The sequence below is a fragment of the Variovorax brevis genome, from assembly GCF_030317105.1.
In the GTDB taxonomy this organism is placed as follows: domain Bacteria; phylum Pseudomonadota; class Gammaproteobacteria; order Burkholderiales; family Burkholderiaceae_C; genus Variovorax; species Variovorax brevis.
On record NZ_JASZYG010000002.1, the window covers coordinates 896,347 to 913,724 of the forward strand.

Here is a 17,378-nt window from a genome sequence, read left to right on the forward strand (position 1 = left end):
GATGGGGGGCAGCGCGAGACGGCATGAAGGTCTTGTGCCTTTGAGGCAGAGAATCGATGCCTCCATGCAGAACCCGCCGTCCGCTCAAGCCATCGCAGAGACCACGCCCGCCGTCGAACACTGGCGGCGCAACCTCATCGTCTGCATGCTTGGCTCCTTCACCACCATCGTGGCGATGACGCTCTTGCTGCCCTTCCTGCCGCTGTATGTCGAGCAGCTTGGCGTGCACGATCCGGCGGCCATCGTGCAATGGTCGGGCGCGGCATTCGGTGCCACCTTTTTCACCGCTGCGCTGGTCGCGCCCCTGTGGGGCCGCCTGGGCGACCGCTATGGCCGCAAGCTGATGCTCATCCGCGCGAGCCTCGGCATGGCGGTCGCGATGGCCTTGATCGGGCTGGCGCAGAACGTCTGGCAACTGGTGGGCCTGCGCTTGCTGGTGGGGCTCTTGGGCGGCTACGCATCCGGCTCGACCGTGCTGGTCGCGACGCAGACGCCGAAGGAGCGTTCCGGGTGGGCGCTGGGCACGCTGTCGTCGGCCATCATGGCGGGCAGCCTTGTGGGTCCGCTGATCGGTGGCGTGCTGCCGCCGCTCATCGGCATCCGCTGGACTTTCTACGGCGCGGGCGCGGTGATCTTCGTGGCCTTTCTCGCGACGCTGTTCCTCATCCGCGAAGAGAAGCGGCCCGTGCTGCCGAAGGCGAACCGGCCCAGGGGCGGCTGGGCGGGCGTGCCGCACAGGGGGCCGGTGATCGCGATGCTGCTCACGGGTGTGTTGCTGACGGTGGCGAACATGTCGATCGAGCCGATCATCACCGTGTACGTCGCCCAGTTGGTGGCCGACCCGGTGCATGTGACGGTGATGGCCGGTGTCGTGATGTCGGCAGCGGCGCTCGGAAGCATCTTGTCGGCCGCGCGGCTGGGGCGGCTGGCGGACCGCATCGGGCACTGGAACGTGATCACCGGCTGCCTCGTGGTGTCGGCTGTGTTGCTGGTGCCGCAGGCCTTTGTCACGGCCGGCTGGCAGTTGATCTTCCTGCGCTTCCTGATGGGCCTGGCGCTCGGTGGGCTGATGCCATGCATCACCAGCGTCATCCGGCACAGCGTGCCTGAAAACGTGGCCGGCAGCATGCTGGGCTATTCGATCTCGACGCAGTACGCGGGGCAGGTCGTTGGGCCCTTGCTGGGCGGCTTCGTGGGTGGGCACTTCGGCATGCGCACGGTGTTCCTGGCGACGTGCGTGCTGATGGCGATGGGCGCGGCGTGGAACTGGCGCGCAAGCCGCAGCGTCGGGGCGAACTGACGCGACAAGCGCGTCAGGTTGGCGCGCATGATGGCGGCTTTGCCGGCGTCGGCGAAGACGACTGAACATGCGCACCATCGGGCTGATCGGGGGAATGAGTTGGGAATCGAGCAGCGAGTACTACCGCCTCATCAACCAGGCGGTGAGGGACAGGCTCGGGCCCCTTCGATCAGCCAGCGTGCTGATGTACAGCGTGGACTTCGGACCGGTCGAGCGCGCGCAGCACGAAGGCCGCTGGGACGACGCCGCGATCATCCTGGAAGACGCGGCGCGGCGGCTGCACGCGGGCGGCGCGGAATGCATCGTGCTGTGCACGAACACGATGCACAAGGTGGCGGATCGACTGCGGGCGGCGACGCCGCTGCCCTTTCTTCACATCGCAGACCCGGTTGGAACGGCGGCCAGAGCGTTGGGCGTTCGCTGTGTGGGATTGCTGGGGACGGCCTTCACGATGAAAGAGGAGTTTTTGAAGGAACGGCTGCGGCAGGTGCATGGCCTGGCGGTGTTGGTGCCGGAGGAAGGAGAGTGCGATGCGGTGCACAGGATCATTTATGACGAGCTGTGCGTGGGGCGTATTGATGACGCGTCGCGGGGTGTTTATCAGGGCGTGATTGATTCGCTGGCGCGGCGTGGTGCGCAGGCGATCGTGTTGGGGTGTACGGAGATATCGCTGCTGATTGGGGAGAAGGACAGCAGGCTGCCTTTGCTGGATTCGACGGCGCTGCATGCGGCGGCGGCGGTGGAGTTTGCGCTTGGGGTTTAGGGATGCTTGATATTTGTGGGGTATTCGGGGGGTCTGGGGTTTGCCTGAATTGGGGAATGCGGCCTAAAAGTGAAGAAGTGTTGCGCAACGTCGCATCGCCCAAAAAGGGCGCGGAAGCGCATTGAAATAGGCGGCGAGGGGGCTAGGATGGGTGCGATCTATATCGAAGTAGGCATCACCACATGGACGATTCGCACACCGAAAAAATGGCAACGAAACGCCGCGCGAGTTGGCCCCGTCACAACAAGGTCAAGGGAGGGATCAGACGATGAATCCGGTGCGGCAATTGAATGGTCCGGGCGCCTTCGCGGTGGAACGGTTTTTTTGCACGAACTCGTTAAGCCCCAAGTAGCGCCGATGCTCAGTTCCAGTCGTCATCTGATTTTTCACGGTGCCGTCGTGTTGCTGTTCGGCATCCTGTTGGGAGCGCCGTATGCGAAGGCCATCAATCGATGTGCACCCGCGCACATTGTCAACTCTTGGCGCATCGCCCACCAGAGTCTTCCCATTGCCGCGATCCTCATGTTTGCCGTTGCCGCAATCCTCCCGACGTTTTCCACGGGACATGTCGTCGCCTGGCTCATTGCGGGCGGACTGATTGGCTCGTCGTATGCGTTTTGCGTTTCGATGCCCATGGCCGCCGTGACGGGGCATCGCGGACTATCGCAAGGTGGCAAGGGGCTACAGAAATTGGTGCTCTTCGGCAATGTTGTCGGAGCATGGCTTTCCGTGCTGGCGTGTGTTGTTCTGCTGTTCGCAGCGGGTGTTACGCTTTGGCAGACACCATGACCTCAATTTCTCCAGCCCAAGCCATCGAAGCGTACATCCGCGCCAAGGATGGCAATCGTCCGTACCTCTTGAACGCATCGTTCGCCGCCGATGCCTCTTTGCGAATGGACGTTCGAACTGATTCCGTCGCCTTTCCGCCCGAATCGTCAGGACGCGAAGGAATTGCCGAAACGGTCGTGCGTCGCTTCAATCAAACCTACGAGAACATCTATACGCTGTGCATCGGGTCGCCCCCAAGAGGCAACGCGAATTCGCACTCGAACATCTGGCTGGTCGCCATGTCAGAAAAGAGCAGCGGTGCAGTACGCGTTGGGTGCGGTCGCTACGACTGGTCATTTGAAGAGAACGGGGGCAGGGTCAAATCCTTGACCATCACCATTGAAACAATGGCGATGCTGCCACCCGCAACTCTAGCGTCAGTCATGAACTGGGTCTCGGCCTTGCCCTACCCATGGTGCAGTCAGCAAGTGCTCTTCAAACATGCTCCGCGTGACGCCGCAGTGCAGCTTGTCCTTGGGCTGATCGGCAATTCAACTCACGCTCAATGACTGCCCCTGAGATCAAGGAACTGCGCGCGGAGGAGTTTGATTCCTTCATCGCGTATTTGAATGATCACTTGTCGGACAACGGCGCCAATTCCACGGGTTACTTCCAACCGCTTTCTCGAGCTCAGTCCGTCTTCCCGCCAGAACGGGCCGCGGTGTTTCGCAAAGGGCTGGAAATCCCGGTTGGCACCTCAGGATGGAGGCGTGCGTGGGCCGCAAGAACTTCAAGCGGCCAGATCGTCGGGCACGTTGATCTGAGAGCGCATCAAGAACAATACGCAATGCATCGTTGCTTGCTCGGCCTCGGCGTTGACCGACGTTATCGCAAGCAAGGCGTGGGTTTGTTGCTGCTTCAAGCCGCGCAGTACTGGGCGGTCGACGTCGCCAGGCTGGAGTGGATCGATCTACAGGTGCTGAGTGCAAACCAGACGGCAATTCGCCTGTATGCCCAAATCGGCTTCACAAAGGTCGGCGAAGTACCGGACATGTTCAAGTTCGACGGGAACGCCTATTCCTACACCACCATGACGAAGAATCTTTCTGACATTGCCCCAAGGCGGTGACCTGCCTGGAAGCGTCAGAATCACGCCAGCCCCCCAACCCGAGGAGAACTCATGCCAAAGGGATACTGGATCGTTCGCGTCGATATCGCTGACCCCGAAAAGTACAAGGAATACGTCGCGGCAAATGGGCCACCGCTCAAGAAGTACGGCGCCAGGTTCTTGGTGCGGGCTGGCCGTTTCGAGAATCCGGAGGGATCGAGCCGAACGCGCAACGCGGTGATTGAATTTCCTTCCTATCAGGCGGCGCTCGATTGCTGGAATTCGCCTGAGTACCAAGGAATACTTCACCTTCGGCAGCCCGTATCAACCATTGATCTCATCGTCATCGAGGGGTACGAAGGTCCTCAACCGGAGTCGTAGCTCTACGCTGCGCCGCAGTAGCCTGAGGCTTTAGTGGCATCAGAGTCCGCCCATCGGCAAGGCCGCGCGCCGCAATCCGGGAGAACGCTTCACAGAGTTGATGGCGCCGCCGGTTGCCGACGGCGCGCGTTATCGGCAGGTTTTTCCGTCAACCGCCTCTAAAGTGTCCAAGGGCTCATCAATCGGCATGATGACCTGAACCCGCTCGGGATCTAGGATCCGCCATTCATCGCCAGATCGTTGGGAGAAAAACCATGGCGGGCAAGCGACCATTCGACTTCATTGGTGGCACATCCTTGAAGGCGCAAATGCGTCAAGGCGGACGGTGCGCCCATTGCGCGACTCGCCTGATTGAAGAAATGGAGGAAGGCGACTACGTTTATGGTCACCATGTCGTGCCCAACCAGTGCGGAAACCCCTCAGATCCAGCGCACCGTTGGCTCAAGACGGAGTTGAACTGCGTCGCGTTGTGCCAGAAATGCCATATGCGCGTACACCAGGACGGAAACACGAGGAATGGAGCAGTGGCGCCTCCGGAATACTTTCCCTACAGCCATCAAGACGCAAAATCTCACGCGGTTTGGGCCGCGCAGGTGAACCAAAAAGCGCATGCCATCTGGCAGTATCTTGCGCAGAAGGTAGCCAGCAGCGGCATCTGATCCGTCGTTTGCGCCGAACGCATACATTGACCCGAAACCTCAAAATCCATTGAGGTGTTTGCCGCACCGCATGGACATCGCCCAAGCAGTGTTCAACCTGACGTCCAAGCCACGCACTATCTCGAACCTTTAGACTTTCGGCTGTTCACTTGGCTCGGCGAATGAATCCATTTTCACAACCCGCACCGGCCCTGACCGAGTCGCTGTTCGACGATCCGTTCTATCAAGCCATCTCCGTGGACTTTGAAGACGACATTGAAGCCCGAAAACACGCACTCGGGCTCTACTTCGCCTACTCCCTGGCCGAGGCCCAGCGCACAGGCCGCTACGTGCAGCACGAGGATCCGCGGGTGGGGGCAGCAGCATGGCTTCTGCCGAGATCGCCAGAAGTCGATGCCGCCGAGTCCGCAGCCAAAGCGGCCTACCTCAAGAGCGTGCTGGGCCCCAGAGGCAACGGCAACTACCACCGGATCGTCGAGTTCATGGGCCCACGTGCCGCGCAGGTCGTTTCCGACCAGGCCTGGTACCTGTCGATCGTCGCAGTCCTGCCGTCAGCGCAGGGCCAGGGCATTGGCGCCCGCCTGCTGTCGGGCACGCTTGCCGAAGCAAAGAGCGTCGGCGCCAGTTGCTACCTTGAAACGTTCACGCCCCCGAATATCCCGTTCTACGAACGCATGGGGTTCGAGCGCCTCGCATCCCACCTGGAGCCGACCACAAGGGCGGAATACGTCGTGATGCTGCGTCCCGGCACTGCCTGATCGCGCAAAACCGTTCGAGTCCGCACTCGTGGGCGCAGGGAATGGAATCTCGCGTCACGTCAATCGCCGGGCGACAACGCTCCGGGCTTGCGCCACACACTCGCCAGCCACGGCTGCTGCTCGCGCGGCAGCCCCGGCGGGCGATAGTAGTGCGCCAGTTCGACAAACCCGGCGCCCGTCACGTACCCCCGCCAAGCCTCCAGGTCGTGCCATGCCCCATAGCGCCCGCCCCGCCAGCCTTCCTGCCCCTCGCCGCGCGGGTTCGAACTGAACAGCACACCGCCCGCCTTCAGCGCCGCGAACAGCTCGCCCAAGACGCGCGGCAGTTCCTGCCCCGGCACATGGAACAGCGCCGCGTTCGCAAACACGCCGTCAAATTGTTCGGCGGGCAGGGCCATCTTCAGGAAGTCCTGGTGCAACACCTCGCATCCGCTGTATTCGCGCGCCATCTGCGCGAATCGTTCCGAGCCTTCCAGCCCTGTCGCGATGTGCCCCAGTTGCGTGAATGCCTTCAGATCCCGCCCCGGACCGCAGCCGAAATCGAGAATCCTGAAGGGCGGCGCGGCCTCGATGCAGTGCAGGAGCGACGCGATGTTCTGGCGCACGTCGTGGTCGCGCGTGCCTTCCCAGAAGTCCTCGGCGCGGGCGTCGTAGTGGCCGAGCGTGCCCGCGGCGATTCGCTCCAGGTCATCCTGTGAAAGGTGCATGTCTTATCCTGCGCCAAATCGCGCACACTGCGCGGCATTCAGTCCATAGTTTGACCATCATGACCGAACCTCGTTCCGACCTGACCAAGATCACCTTCGGGGTGTTGACCATCGCGGTGCTGATTGGGTCCTCGCTCTGGATCCTGCGGCCCTTTCTGGGTGCAACCATCTGGGCCGTGATGGTGGTGGTGGCCACTTGGCCGGCGCTGTTGTGGTTCGAGGCGCGGCTCTGGGGGCGGCGCAGCCTGGCAGTGATCGTCATGGTGCTGATCCTGCTGCTGGTCTTTGTGCTGCCGCTCACGCTGGCCATTTCCACCATCGCATCGAACGCGGACGATGTCGTCACGTGGTTCCGCTCGCTCATGGCCGAGGGGCCGCCCAGGCTTCCGGCCTGGGTGGGCGGGCTGCCCCTGGTGGGGCCGAAGCTGGTCGAGGCGTGGGACGAACTGGTCGCCTCGGGCGTCACCGGCGTGGAAGCCAAGGTCACGCCGTATGCAAGGCAGGTCACGACCTGGCTGTTCTCGCAGGCCGGCGTGGTGGGCGCGCTCACGCTGCAGTTCCTGCTGACGGTGGCCATCGCGGGGGTCATGTACGCCCAGGGCGAAAACGCCGCGGTGGAAGTGCGGCGCTTCGGCCGCCGGCTGGGCGGTTCGCGCGGCGAAGACGCCGTCATCCTGGCCGGCAAGGCCATCCGTGGCGTGGCATTGGGGGTGGGCGTGACGGCCATCATCCAGGCCGTCGTGGGCGGCATCGGGCTGGCCATTGCGGGCGTTCCCTTTGCGGCGCTGCTCACTGCCGTGATGTTCATGCTTTGCATCGTGCAGATCGGCCCGACCCTGGTGCTGGCGCCGGCGGCCATCTGGGTCTTCTGGCATGGCGACACGGGCTGGGGCATCTTCCTGGGCATCTGGACGCTCATCGTGGGCACCATGGACAACTTCCTGCGGCCCATGCTCATCAAGCGCGGCGCCGACTTGCCGCTGCTGCTGATCTTTGCCGGCGTCATCGGCGGCTTGCTGGGCTTCGGACTGGTGGGGATCTTCGTGGGGCCGGTGATGCTGGCGGTGTCGTACACGCTCATCAATGCATGGCTCGACGACCGGCCCGACGCGCCCGAGCCCCAACTCACGCCGATCATCCAGGCCAAGCGTCCGCCGGAAACCAAGGCCCGGCCCAAGGACGGTGGCGCCCAACTTCCCGGAGGCTTCCTTGATTGAAGTGTCGTGGCTGCTTTTCATCGTGGCGTCGATGGTGCTCATCGTCACGCCGGGGCAGGACATGATCCTGGTCATGTCCCGATCGCTCTCGCAGGGGCCGGCGGCGGGCGTGGTCACGGCTGCCGGCGTCAGCATCGGGCTGGTGGGGCACACCATGCTGGCGACCCTGGGGCTTGGCGCGATCCTGCGCACGTCGGAATGGCTCTTCCTGGCGCTCAAGCTGGTGGGGGCGGTGTACCTCATCTACCTGGCGATCGGGCTGCTGCGCACCCGAAGCGCAAGCCTGGAAGCGGGCACCGCGGCACCGCGTTCGCTGCCGCGGCTTTTCCTGGACGGGGCGCTGTCCAACGTGTCCAACCCCAAGATCGCGGTGTTCTACTTCGCCTTCATGCCACAGTTCGTGCATGCGGACGCATCGCATCCCACGCTGTCGATCTTCGTGCTGGGGCTGCTCTTTGCGGCTCTCACGTTCCTGGTCAAGGGGCCGGTCGGGCTCGCGGCGGGGCTGCTGTCGGGCTGGCTGCGTTCGCGCCCGCGCGTGCTGGTGTGGCTCTACCGTTCCAGCGGCGCGGTGCTGCTGGGGCTGGGCGTCAAGCTGGCGCTGGAGCGCCGGCCCTGAGATTGGCCGGGACCGGCGCACCAGAGTGCCGGCACCGTGCGGCCTTGATGCGGTGGCTCAATGGCGCTTTGCGCTGCCTTGGGGGCGATGCGCCATGTGCTGCCGGTACACCCATCCCGCGGTGGCCACATCCTCCACCGCCACGCCCACGGACTTGAAGAGGGTGATCTCCTCGGCGTCCTGCCGGCCGGTGCTCAGACCGGTGATCACCTCGCCGATTTCCGCAAAGATGTTGCCTGACGCGATCACGTCCCCCGATTCACGCGACGCCGCCTCGCGCGATTCGACGAACAGGCGGCAGCGGCTCATGGCGTCGTCGTCGAGTTCGCGCCAGTCGGGGCGGGGCGCGCCGACCGCGTTGATGTGCGTGCCCGGCGCGAGCCACTTGCCGGACAGCACGGGCTTGCGCGAGGTCGTCGCCACCACCACGACGTCCGCGCCGCGCACCGCCTCTTCGGCCGAGGCCGCGGCGGTCACGCCGTGCTCGCGCGCAAAGGCTGCCGCGCTGTGCGGGCTCCAGACGCGGATGTTGGTGAAGTGGCGCACCAGGCGCATCGCTTCCAGGTGGCTTTGCGCCTGCACGCCGGCGCCCAGAATGGCCAGCGTTCGGGCTTCCGGGCGTGCCAGCCGCTTGGTCGCCGCGGCCGAGACGGCGGCCGTGCGCATTTCGGTGATCAGTCGGCCGTCCATCACGGCCAGCGGCTCGCCCGTGTCGGGGCGAAACAGCATCACCAGCGCGTGGTGCGTCGGCACTTCCTTGTTGTTGGGATAGAAGGAAACCAGCTTGGCGCCCAGATGCCCCTCGGCCAGCGCCGGCATCGTGAAGAAGAATCCGCCGTGGCCGGACACCGGCAGCACGTTGCGCATGGGCTGCACCGCGCTGCCCGAAGACAGGGCCGACAAGGCGTGCTCCATCACGGGGATGAGCGCCTCCATTTTCAGCAGCTTGTGCACTGCTTGCTCGTCGAGTATTTCCATCTGAATCTCCCGCTGGATGGCGCCGCTTTATACAGCAGTCGCGCATGCGCCGCGGGGCGCAAAGCGGGCGACACGCCCTGACACGAAGGCGAGATGCGGGAGCGAGGACAATGCCGGCTGAACTTTTCTCCAACGCGCACCAGACGCTCCCGCCCATGACGAAACTAGACGACCCCCTGCACGACGCCGAAGTTGGCTCGCGCGACAGCACCCTGGACACCACCCGCATCGACGACGTGCGCATCGGCGCCGTGCGCCCCCTCATCACGCCTGCCTTGCTGCAGGAGCGGGTGCCCGTTCGCGATAACACGCTCGCCCTGGTGGAAAGCAGCCGCCGCGCGATTGCCGACGTGCTGCACGGCCGCGACGACCGCCTCGTGGTGGTCGTGGGGCCGTGCTCCATCCACGACCACGACCAGGCGCTGGAATACGCGCATCGCCTGAAGGCGGTGGCCGATGAACTGGCGGACGACCTGGTCATCGTCATGCGTGCCTATTTCGAGAAGCCGCGCACGACCGTGGGCTGGAAGGGCTACATCAACGACCCGCACCTGGACGGCAGCTTTGCCATCAACGAAGGGCTGGAGCGCGCGCGCCGCCTGCTGCTGGAGTTGACCACGCTGGGCCTGCCCACCGGAACCGAGTTCCTCGACCTGCTCAGCCCGCAATACGTGGCGGACCTGATCGCATGGGGCGCCATCGGCGCACGCACCACCGAGAGCCAGAGCCACCGGCAACTCGCCTCGGGCCTGAGCTGCCCCATCGGCTTCAAGAACGGCACCGATGGCAGCATCAAGGTGGCGGCCGACGCGATTCTGGCGGCGCGCGCTCCGCATGCTTTCATGGGCATGACGAAGATGGGCATGGCCGCGATTTTCGAGACGCGCGGCAACGACGACTGCCACGTGATCCTGCGCGGCGGCAAGGCGCCCAACTATTCCGCCACCGACGTCACGGCGAGCTGCGACGCCCTGCGCGTCAACGGCCTGCGCGAGCAGGTGATGATCGACGTCTCCCACGGCAACAGCAGCAAGCAGCACCAGCGGCAGATCATCGTGGCGGGCGAGGTCGCCCAGCAGATCGCCGGCGGCGACCGGCGCATCACCGGCATGATGATCGAGAGCCATCTGGAGGAAGGCCGCCAGGACCTCGTCGCGGGCGTGCCGCTCAAGCATGGCGTGTCGATCACCGATGCCTGCATCAGCTTCACGCAGACGACGCCGGTGCTGCGGGATCTGGCTGCAGCTGTGCAGGCGCGTCGGCGGGTCAAGGGCCGGACGTCGAATAACTCATAGTCGCTCATGAAAAACCGGGCCGTCAGTTGATCCGCTGCGCGGCCCGAGCCAGTTGCTTGCGTGCCCGTTGTGCCTCGGTGCGCGCAGGTTGAAGCTGCTCCAATTCCCCCAATAGCTGATTCGCCGCAACCAGGTCCGTGCGACCGAGGGAATTGGCTTCGTGCAGCAACGCGTCGTAGGCCGGCCGGAAGTCGGGACTGATGCGCAGCAAGGACGTCCACCCTTCGCGTACCGTCGCCGGCATGGGTTGATCGGCGGGCGCCTGCAAGGCCGGGCCCAACGCGATGCGGCGATCGCGCGCTGCCCAGTAGCTCGCCAGGCGCTGCGACCACTCGGCGTCCGGCCCTGCGTCGATCAGGTCTCCGGGTTCCAGCGTGAAGTCGCGCAGCAGCGCAAGAAGCCTTTCGCGCGGCGCTGCATTGGCGGTGTAAGCGAGCCGCGACGCCTGGTACGCGGCGATGGGGCGGTTGTCCGTGTTGATGGGCGCATCGGCCGCGAACTCCAAAAGGGCCTGCGGCCCGGCCACGAAGTTGCCCAGCAACTCGAACTCATCCGCGATGCCCTCGTGGGGCAGCTTGGCGTTGGCCAGCCGATCGCGCAGTTGTTCGATCTCCAGCATGCTCGCATCGCGAAAGCTGACCAGGCCCAACTGGGGCGCGTTGTCGTCGTGCGTCGCGAGCAGCGCCCACCCACGCGGGAACACCTCCAAGAAGGTGCGCACGACGCTGCGCAGGGTGTCGATGTTCACGTCTCGCAGATCCAGCCATTGGCAGAAGAGCCCTTGTTCCGTGAGGCGCTCGCGTATGGCGCGCATGTGCTCGACCGTGAGGCGCGCGCCCTCGTCGCCGCGCACCGGATGCACGTTGTCCGAGACGATGACGTCGTAGCGCTGCTGCGTGGCGTTCAAATGACGCCCGGGGTCCGAGGCGATCAGGTGCAGGCGCGGATTCTGCGCACCTTGCCCGGCCGATGGCCTGAAGGCCGTCGATGCCTCGATGATCCCGGGCAGCACCTCGACTGCGTCGACCTGAAGCGTCGGATCTTGCGCGGCGGCGAATGCGCCCGCGCCGGTTCCCAATCCAAGCCACAGCGCGCGTTGCGGGCCATGGTGCAGCAACAGCGGCAGCAAGGCCCGCCGGGCATCGTCGCGAACGGTGGCGTTGCTGCCGCGCTGCGGCTGGTCGTTGATGTGCAGGCGGGCGATGCCGTGGTCGTCTGCCACCACGCTCACCGTGGTGGTGGCGCTTTCCTGGTGGCTGAGCAGCCGGCTGCCTTCGGGCAGGTTGATGAAGGCAGGCGTCGGCATCCACGCCACGAGCCCCGCGAGAGCGCATGCGGGCAGCCAGAAGAAGGGCGACAGCAGGATCCGCGGCGACAGCAGGAACAGGTAGCCTGCTGCGACCATCATCAGCGCGGCTTGCGTTCCCCACGCCGGCACGGCCAACGCGCCGAGGAGAACCGGCGCCGCCGCCGCCCCCAGCGCATTGAAGCCCAGCGCGCGGCCGAAGTTGACGCGGTCGGCACGCGCCTCGGTGTTCAGATGCCCCAGCAGCGCGCCCACGAAGATGGCAGGCAGCAACAGGGCCGGCACGGCATCGAGGGCATCCGAAGCCTTCACGGCGCCAGCGCCAAGGAACAGCGTCCACAGTTGGCGCAGCGCATCGGCCTTCCAGAGTGCAACGATGCCCACGAGGCAAGCCATGGCTTGCAGGCAGAGCAGGCGATCGCGCAACCTGTCCGGGTTGCTGCCGCCGATGAGCCAGCGCTGGTAGACGGTGGCGCCCAGTGCGCCGCCGGTCAAGCCGAGCGCGAGCAGCAAGCCGACGGTGTAGACCGTGCCCTGCGTTTCCTGCATGAGCACGCGGCCCGCCAGCAGCGCGTATCCCATGCCCAGGAAGCCGGTGGCGGTCAGCAGCGCGAGCGCTCCGCGCTGTCCACGCGGTCCGGGTATTTGCAGGCCCGCTGGAAAAGCCGATGAAAGGCCCAGCGCACCCAGCGCACCCATGGCGTTGAGCAGCGCGCACATGGCGGCCGTGCGCGCCAGCCCGAATTGCGGAATGACCCAGAGCACCGCTGCGAGCGCGCCTATGGCCGCGCCAAGTCCATTGCACGCGTAGAGGGCAGCGATGCGATTGCCCTCGCGTCCGATGCGCCCCAGCACGCGTTCCATGGCCGGCAGCGTGTTGCCCATGGCGGCAGTGGCGGGCAGCAGCAAGAGAAACACGCCGAACGAAATTACCGCCCCTTGCCAGATGGCCAGGATGCCTTCGGGCAGCAAGCGCAAGAGGGACGGCGCCGGCGCCCGCACGATGTCCAGCAGCCACGCGCAGGCCAGTTCCATCAGCAGCGGCAAGGTCAGGCTCCACGCCGCGATGATCACGGCGCAAGCAACATACCAACGCTCGGGCCGCGCACTGCGATGGATCACGGGGCCGAGTGCCAGCGCGCCTGCTGCCACGCCGGCGAACATCGCGGTGGCCACCGCCACCAGCACGCCCGCGTCATGCCCCAGGTGCAAGGCCAGCTGCCATGCCCAGGCGAGCTGGCAGGCGAGGGCGGCAAAGCCGTTGGCAACCATCAACCAGAGCGCGGCGCGATGGCGCAAGGGCCGCGCCTGGGACACCCGCATCGCCGCGAGATCGCCGGCCAAGGTCAGCAGGCCGCTCCTGCGGACTTTCAGCTTGAAATCGTCGGGCACCTCCAGCCGGCGAAAGCGGTCTTGCAGCCCCATGGTGGGATTCCTGGCCGTCAGCCGTCCTTCTTCCAGAACTTGCGCGCCTTGGCCAATTGACCGAGGCATTTTCGACACGCCCGCGCCTTTGCGGGCTTCAATGCGCTGAGCCAGCCCACCGCGAACCACGCGCGCGGGTCGCGCTCGGCCGCGTCGCGATAGGCCGCCATGGCGACGACCTCGTCATTGAATTCACCGAGCGCATCCTGCGCAGGCACCAGCGACGCGATGTAGCGCTCGGCATCGGCCTTGCCGAACAGGGGCGCCACGAAGTCGGCCAGGTATCGCAGCCGCTTGATCCGCTTGCGGACACGGTGCTGCGCGTCCGAGTCGAGCGATTCGAAGTGCTTGCCGTCTTGCGTGAGTTGTTTGTGCAGCTTGTTCAGTTGCTTTTGCAGCTGGCGATGCGGGCTCGTGCCTTGCTCCTCGTTCGGCGCTTCGTCGGGCGTGGATGCAGCAAATCCGGTCATGGACACGAGCGCCGCCTGAAACGCCGGCGAGCGAACGGCATCGCCGATGGGCGGCGAATGCGCGTCTTCGCCGGGGCCAAGGTCCACCGATGGCGCGCCAGCCGCTTCGAGCCTGGGCTGCATGGCGCCCAGCAGCAGTTCGCGGTCCCGGCTCGCGCCCAGCACCCGAAAGGCTTCGACCAACGGCGCTTCCCAGGCGGGGTCAAGGCTGGCGGGCGCGAGCGCGTCGAGTTCGCGCAGCGCCGTGCGCGTGCGACGGATGCCGACGCGCAGCTGATGAACCACTTCGATGTCTTCGTTGCCCGCCGCGACCTCGCTCGCGTTGGGTAGCACATGGGCCAGGCAGGCGGCGAGCACGGTGCGCTGAATTATGGCGCCCGAGACATCGTGCCCGTGCTCGTGCGCGAACTTCGTCGGCGAGGCCTTGACGGCCTTTGCGCTCGCTTGCCCGTCGCAAAGCCGCTGGCCGCGCTCGGCCTTGGACACCGTGCTGAACCAGAGACCGTGGCGCTGCGACCATTCATGCGCCAGTGCCACCAGCGTTGCCACATCGCCATCGATGAGCTCGATTTCCAGCTCGCACACCGGCGAGGTGCGACCGTCATCGCCATCGCGCGGCGGCGTCATGACCTTGCCGACGTCGAGCGCGAATTCGACGGTGGTGTCGCCCGACTGGTGAATGCACGCCAGGCGCCAGATGTCGGTGCCGAAGGTCTCGACCAAGGGCACCTCGCCGTGCTCGAGCAGCTTGTCGAGCAGGTCGCCGACGGCGGAGCCGGCGTGTCGCTGCGCGTCCACTTCCGGATGGCCTGCACCCGTGTGCGTCAGATCGACGTTGTGCTCCAGACGATGCAGCGGCCCATCGCCCAGTGCCTTGGCGGTCTGCACCCAGCGTCGGCCTTCCTTGCGCAGGCGCAGCGCCACGCCGTGCGCCGCGAGCGTGCCGCCTTCGGTGTCGAAGTAGTGCGCTTGCATGTGCTTGCGCGCTGCCTTGGCTGCGAGCGCGCGAAGCTCTTTCTCCACGGCCTTGAACCGCTGCGCGGGTACTTCGAACTTGAACTCGATTTCCATGGGCTTGCGTCAATGCGAAATGCCGATCGGACCATTGCATTGTGGCAAGAGTCGGCAAGCGTCGTACTGTGGCGAAACGGCCTTTGCGATCCCTGCAAACGGCGACGAAAAAAACCGCGACGGCACCGGTATCTTCGTCGCTCCGCTGCAACGTGCCGACACATTTTTTTTGTAAAGCGCGGCCGACCCGCAACGGGTTTGCAAGTGGTCATTTACGCGTGGGGCCGCGCCACTGCTGGCAACTATTTCCTTTGGGTTGAATGGTTGCGCCCGTGTAGTCATGTCGCCGCGCGGAGGTGTCGGCATTGGCCTACGAACTCCAAAAACGTCGCAGCGCACACCACGATTCGCCCGGTTCGCGTTTTGCGCCGGCTTTCGTTCACTCAAACAAAGGAGACATCCATGCGCAACTCTTGCGGATCCGGTTCTTCGGCGAGGCGACCCACGCGCATCGCATCGATCGCGTTCGCCTGCGTCATCGCGGCTTGCGGCGGTGGCAAAGGCGGCGATCACAACGGAGGCGGCAACAATAATCCCACGCCGCCCGTTCAGTCCAAGCTCACCTGCGACGACTCGCTGAAGACGGGCTTCGCGCCCGACTCGCAGACCTCGGTGTTGTTGGTCAAGTCCTTCAAGACGGGCGATCCGCTGCTGCTGACAGGCTCGCCCACCACCACAACGCCGGTAGCCACCAGCGACGTGTGCGTCGTCAAGCTGTTGGTCGGTCCCGGCAACGCGGGGCTTGCCGACGCACCCTCCACATCGCCGGGCATCGGCATCGAGGTGTGGCTGCCCAGCGAGTCCAGGTGGAACAAGCGCATTCACGTCAAGGGTGGCGGTGGCTGGGCCGGCGGGGTTCAGACCTCGGTCACGGCATTGGCCGGCGCGACCGGTGGCGGCGTCGGCTCGCCGGCATCGACGGCGATGGTGGAAGGCGCGGTCTCGGCGAGCACCGACACCGGCCATGCGAACACCACCAACGGCGGATCGTTTGCCATGAACCCCGACGGCAGCATCAACACGACGCTGTGGAACGACTTTGCGCAACGCGGCATCCACGAGATGGCCGTCAAGACCAAGGCATTGACCAAGGCCTACTACGGCGAATCGGCCCGCAAGGCGTACTGGAACGGCTTCTCCACCGGCGGCCGCCAAGGCCACATGGAAGCACAGGCCAACCCCGAGGACTTCGACGGCATCCTGGCCGGCGCCCCGGCCATCAACTGGACGAAGTTCATCACCTCCGAGCTGTATCCGCAGATCGTCTATCAGCGCGACCTGGCCGGTGTGCCGTTGACGACCGCACAGGCCACGCTGATGGGCAATGCCGCCATCAACGCCTGCGACCTCGTGGGCAACCAGCATCTGGGCTACCTCCAGGATCCCGGCGCATGCCACTACGACCCGTCGCTGGACGTGACCGTGCTGTGCGTAGCCGACGGTGGCACCGCGCCCGCGCCCGCCTGCGTGACGAAGGCGCAAGCCACGGCGATGAACAAGATCTGGTACGGCCAGACGACAGATGGCTCCGTGCCGCAACCGGCCACCGACAATGGCTGGACCAACCCGCCCTCGGGCGCCCAGCGCTGGTACGGCCTGGCACGTGGCACGAACATCGCGGGCCTGGCAGGTCCCACGCCGTTCACCATTGCTTCGGACCTCGTGGCGCTCGAGATGCAGAAGTCGACCCTTGCGGCGCCGAACTTCATCAACGCCACGGGCAATGGCGCGGATGGATGGAAGGCGCTGTCGTATGCCGAGCTGTCGAACGCGTTCGACCAGGGGCTGACGCTGCAATCGTCCTTTGCCAACATCAACACCGACAACCCGAACCTCAACAGGTTCGCGCTGCACGGCGGCAAGATGCTGGTCTACCACGGCATGGCCGACACGCTGATTCCGGTGCAGGGCACCATCAACTATTTCACGCGCCTGGAAGCCAACTTGGCCAACGACCCTCTGGCCGGGCAGGTGCTGAAAAACTACTACCGCCTGTTCCTGATTCCGGGCATGGCGCATGGCTTCTCGAACGGCACCACCAACACAGCCGCCAGCCCGCCGTTGCCGACCATCGACCAGCTCTACACCGCGCTGACCGACTGGGTGGAGAACGGTCTTTCGCCTGAGCGCCTGACGATCTCCACGCCGGCCACTGCGCCGCTGCAGGGCACGGCGTTGGTGTGCATGTATCCGCAGAAGTCCACGTACCAGGGGGGCGATCCGCGGGCTGCGGCTTCGTATTCCTGCATTTGATTGATTGAGAAGGCTTGCGCCGCTGCTGGGGACAACGCCCTGCAGCGGCGCAACTGCGTGGGGGTCATCGGCGTCGAGGCTCGGCTCTCGATGACGTGCAGCTCGCTGGCTGACGCCAGGAGTCTGGGTCTGTGGAGCGATCACGCCGACGGTGTACTCCCCTCCGCGAATGTCCCCCGCCTTCGGCTCCGGCGGGCTCAACCCGTCGATGCAACGGTCTGCCAGAGTACCTCAGCGGGGTTGGCAAAGCCAAGTGTCTGTCTTGGTCGACCGTTCATCTCATTGGCGATGCGATCGAAC

The 17,378-nt window shown here is 65.2% G+C and carries 16 protein-coding genes; 12 read left to right on the top strand and 4 right to left on the bottom strand.

All coding sequences use genetic code 11. From position 1 onward, the window contains the following. Nucleotides 1–64 precede the first annotated feature (64 nt). The 8 genes from QTI66_RS08770 to QTI66_RS08805 all read left to right on the top strand — a co-directional run bounded on the left by QTI66_RS08770 (nt 65) and on the right by QTI66_RS08805 (nt 5,737). On the top strand, nt 65–1,300 hold the full coding sequence (locus QTI66_RS08770) for a multidrug efflux MFS transporter (RefSeq protein ID WP_286558966.1): 1,236 nt from the start codon (nt 65–67) through the stop codon (nt 1,298–1,300). 67 nt (nt 1,301–1,367) lie between these two features. Continuing rightward, nucleotides 1,368–2,063, top strand: coding sequence for an aspartate/glutamate racemase family protein (locus QTI66_RS08775; protein ID WP_286558967.1), 696 nt, complete (start codon nt 1,368–1,370; stop codon nt 2,061–2,063). Between the two features lie 147 nt (nt 2,064–2,210). Beyond that, nucleotides 2,211–2,852: a styrene oxide isomerase gene (locus QTI66_RS08780; protein ID WP_286558969.1), complete on the top strand. Its 642-nt coding sequence runs from the start codon at nt 2,211–2,213 to the stop codon at nt 2,850–2,852. After that, nucleotides 2,849–3,400 (top strand): hypothetical protein, encoded by a 552-nt coding sequence (locus QTI66_RS08785; RefSeq protein WP_286558970.1) that lies wholly within the window; start codon nt 2,849–2,851, stop codon nt 3,398–3,400. The genes QTI66_RS08780 and QTI66_RS08785 overlap by 4 nt, the downstream gene beginning before the upstream one ends. Beyond that, complete coding sequence (locus QTI66_RS08790; RefSeq protein WP_286558971.1) at nt 3,397–3,960, top strand: GNAT family N-acetyltransferase; 564 nt, start codon at nt 3,397–3,399, stop codon at nt 3,958–3,960. Before QTI66_RS08785 ends, QTI66_RS08790 begins: the two co-directional genes overlap by 4 nt. Before the next feature lie 51 nt (nt 3,961–4,011). Beyond that, complete coding sequence (locus tag QTI66_RS08795; RefSeq protein ID WP_286558972.1) at nt 4,012–4,320, top strand: DUF1330 domain-containing protein; 309 nt, start codon at nt 4,012–4,014, stop codon at nt 4,318–4,320. 254 nt (nt 4,321–4,574) lie between these two features. Then, the gene (locus QTI66_RS08800; RefSeq protein WP_286558973.1) at nt 4,575–4,979 is read left to right on the top strand and encodes an HNH endonuclease; all 405 of its coding nucleotides are present in this window, start codon (nt 4,575–4,577) and stop codon (nt 4,977–4,979) included. 161 nt (nt 4,980–5,140) lie between these two features. Further along, nucleotides 5,141–5,737 carry a GNAT family N-acetyltransferase gene (locus QTI66_RS08805; protein WP_286558974.1) on the top strand — a complete coding sequence of 199 codons (597 nt, stop codon included), beginning with the start codon at nt 5,141–5,143 and terminating at the stop codon, nt 5,735–5,737. Between the two features lie 59 nt (nt 5,738–5,796). Here QTI66_RS08805 and QTI66_RS08810 read toward each other — a convergent pair whose 3' ends face one another. After that, the gene (locus tag QTI66_RS08810; RefSeq protein ID WP_286558975.1) at nt 5,797–6,444 is read right to left on the bottom strand and encodes a class I SAM-dependent methyltransferase; all 648 of its coding nucleotides are present in this window, start codon (nt 6,442–6,444) and stop codon (nt 5,797–5,799) included. A 59-nt stretch (nt 6,445–6,503) separates the two neighbouring features. Here QTI66_RS08810 and ydiK point away from each other — a divergent pair, with 59 nt between their 5' ends. Together ydiK and QTI66_RS08820 are read left to right on the top strand one after the other, a co-directional pair. Continuing rightward, a complete protein-coding gene (ydiK, locus tag QTI66_RS08815; protein ID WP_286558977.1) occupies nt 6,504–7,661 on the top strand; it encodes an AI-2E family transporter YdiK in 1,158 nt (385 codons plus the stop codon). After that, on the top strand, nt 7,654–8,280 hold the full coding sequence (locus QTI66_RS08820; RefSeq protein WP_286558978.1) for a LysE family translocator: 627 nt from the start codon (nt 7,654–7,656) through the stop codon (nt 8,278–8,280). Before ydiK ends, QTI66_RS08820 begins: the two co-directional genes overlap by 8 nt. 57 nt (nt 8,281–8,337) lie before the next feature. On the opposite strand, the gene QTI66_RS08825 is transcribed toward QTI66_RS08820, so the two are convergent. Then, complete coding sequence (locus QTI66_RS08825) at nt 8,338–9,258, bottom strand: ornithine cyclodeaminase family protein (RefSeq protein ID WP_286558980.1); 921 nt, start codon at nt 9,256–9,258, stop codon at nt 8,338–8,340. A gap of 155 nt (nt 9,259–9,413) precedes the next feature. Here QTI66_RS08825 and QTI66_RS08830 point away from each other — a divergent pair, with 155 nt between their 5' ends. Beyond that, entirely contained in the window at nt 9,414–10,553 is a 1,140-nt protein-coding gene (locus tag QTI66_RS08830; RefSeq protein WP_286558982.1) for a 3-deoxy-7-phosphoheptulonate synthase, read from the top strand. Nucleotides 10,554–10,575: 22 nt separating this feature from the next. On the opposite strand, the gene QTI66_RS08835 is transcribed toward QTI66_RS08830, so the two are convergent. Then, nucleotides 10,576–13,284 (bottom strand): spermine/spermidine synthase domain-containing protein, encoded by a 2,709-nt coding sequence (locus QTI66_RS08835; RefSeq protein WP_286558983.1) that lies wholly within the window; start codon nt 13,282–13,284, stop codon nt 10,576–10,578. Nucleotides 13,285–13,301: 17 nt separating this feature from the next. Then, complete coding sequence (locus tag QTI66_RS08840) at nt 13,302–14,825, bottom strand: CYTH and CHAD domain-containing protein (RefSeq protein ID WP_286558984.1); 1,524 nt, start codon at nt 14,823–14,825, stop codon at nt 13,302–13,304. A 402-nt stretch (nt 14,826–15,227) separates the two neighbouring features. Here QTI66_RS08840 and QTI66_RS08845 point away from each other — a divergent pair, with 402 nt between their 5' ends. After that, nucleotides 15,228–17,078 (top strand): tannase/feruloyl esterase family alpha/beta hydrolase, encoded by a 1,851-nt coding sequence (locus QTI66_RS08845; protein ID WP_286558986.1) that lies wholly within the window; start codon nt 15,228–15,230, stop codon nt 17,076–17,078. The last annotated feature ends 300 nt before the right edge of the window (nt 17,079–17,378 follow it).

What these genes read in the sequence shown, in the direction of transcription:
- QTI66_RS08770 (WP_286558966.1), top strand. Translation starts at nt 65, where the DNA reads ATGCAGAACCCGCCGTCCGCTCAAGCCATCGCAGAGACCACGCCCGCC.
- QTI66_RS08775 (WP_286558967.1), top strand. Translation starts at nt 1,368, where the DNA reads ATGCGCACCATCGGGCTGATCGGGGGAATGAGTTGGGAATCGAGCAGC.
- QTI66_RS08780 (WP_286558969.1), top strand. Translation starts at nt 2,211, where the DNA reads ATGGGTGCGATCTATATCGAAGTAGGCATCACCACATGGACGATTCGC.
- QTI66_RS08785 (WP_286558970.1), top strand. Translation starts at nt 2,849, where the DNA reads ATGACCTCAATTTCTCCAGCCCAAGCCATCGAAGCGTACATCCGCGCC.
- QTI66_RS08790 (WP_286558971.1), top strand. Translation starts at nt 3,397, where the DNA reads ATGACTGCCCCTGAGATCAAGGAACTGCGCGCGGAGGAGTTTGATTCC.
- QTI66_RS08795 (WP_286558972.1), top strand. Translation starts at nt 4,012, where the DNA reads ATGCCAAAGGGATACTGGATCGTTCGCGTCGATATCGCTGACCCCGAA.
- QTI66_RS08800 (WP_286558973.1), top strand. Translation starts at nt 4,575, where the DNA reads ATGGCGGGCAAGCGACCATTCGACTTCATTGGTGGCACATCCTTGAAG.
- QTI66_RS08805 (WP_286558974.1), top strand. Translation starts at nt 5,141, where the DNA reads ATGAATCCATTTTCACAACCCGCACCGGCCCTGACCGAGTCGCTGTTC.
- QTI66_RS08810 (WP_286558975.1), bottom strand. Translation starts at nt 6,444, where the DNA reads ATGCACCTTTCACAGGATGACCTGGAGCGAATCGCCGCGGGCACGCTC.
- ydiK (WP_286558977.1), top strand. Translation starts at nt 6,504, where the DNA reads ATGACCGAACCTCGTTCCGACCTGACCAAGATCACCTTCGGGGTGTTG.
- QTI66_RS08825 (WP_286558980.1), bottom strand. Translation starts at nt 9,258, where the DNA reads ATGGAAATACTCGACGAGCAAGCAGTGCACAAGCTGCTGAAAATGGAG.
- QTI66_RS08830 (WP_286558982.1), top strand. Translation starts at nt 9,414, where the DNA reads ATGACGAAACTAGACGACCCCCTGCACGACGCCGAAGTTGGCTCGCGC.
- QTI66_RS08835 (WP_286558983.1), bottom strand. Translation starts at nt 13,284, where the DNA reads ATGGGGCTGCAAGACCGCTTTCGCCGGCTGGAGGTGCCCGACGATTTC.
- QTI66_RS08840 (WP_286558984.1), bottom strand. Translation starts at nt 14,825, where the DNA reads ATGGAAATCGAGTTCAAGTTCGAAGTACCCGCGCAGCGGTTCAAGGCC.
- QTI66_RS08845 (WP_286558986.1), top strand. Translation starts at nt 15,228, where the DNA reads ATGCGCAACTCTTGCGGATCCGGTTCTTCGGCGAGGCGACCCACGCGC.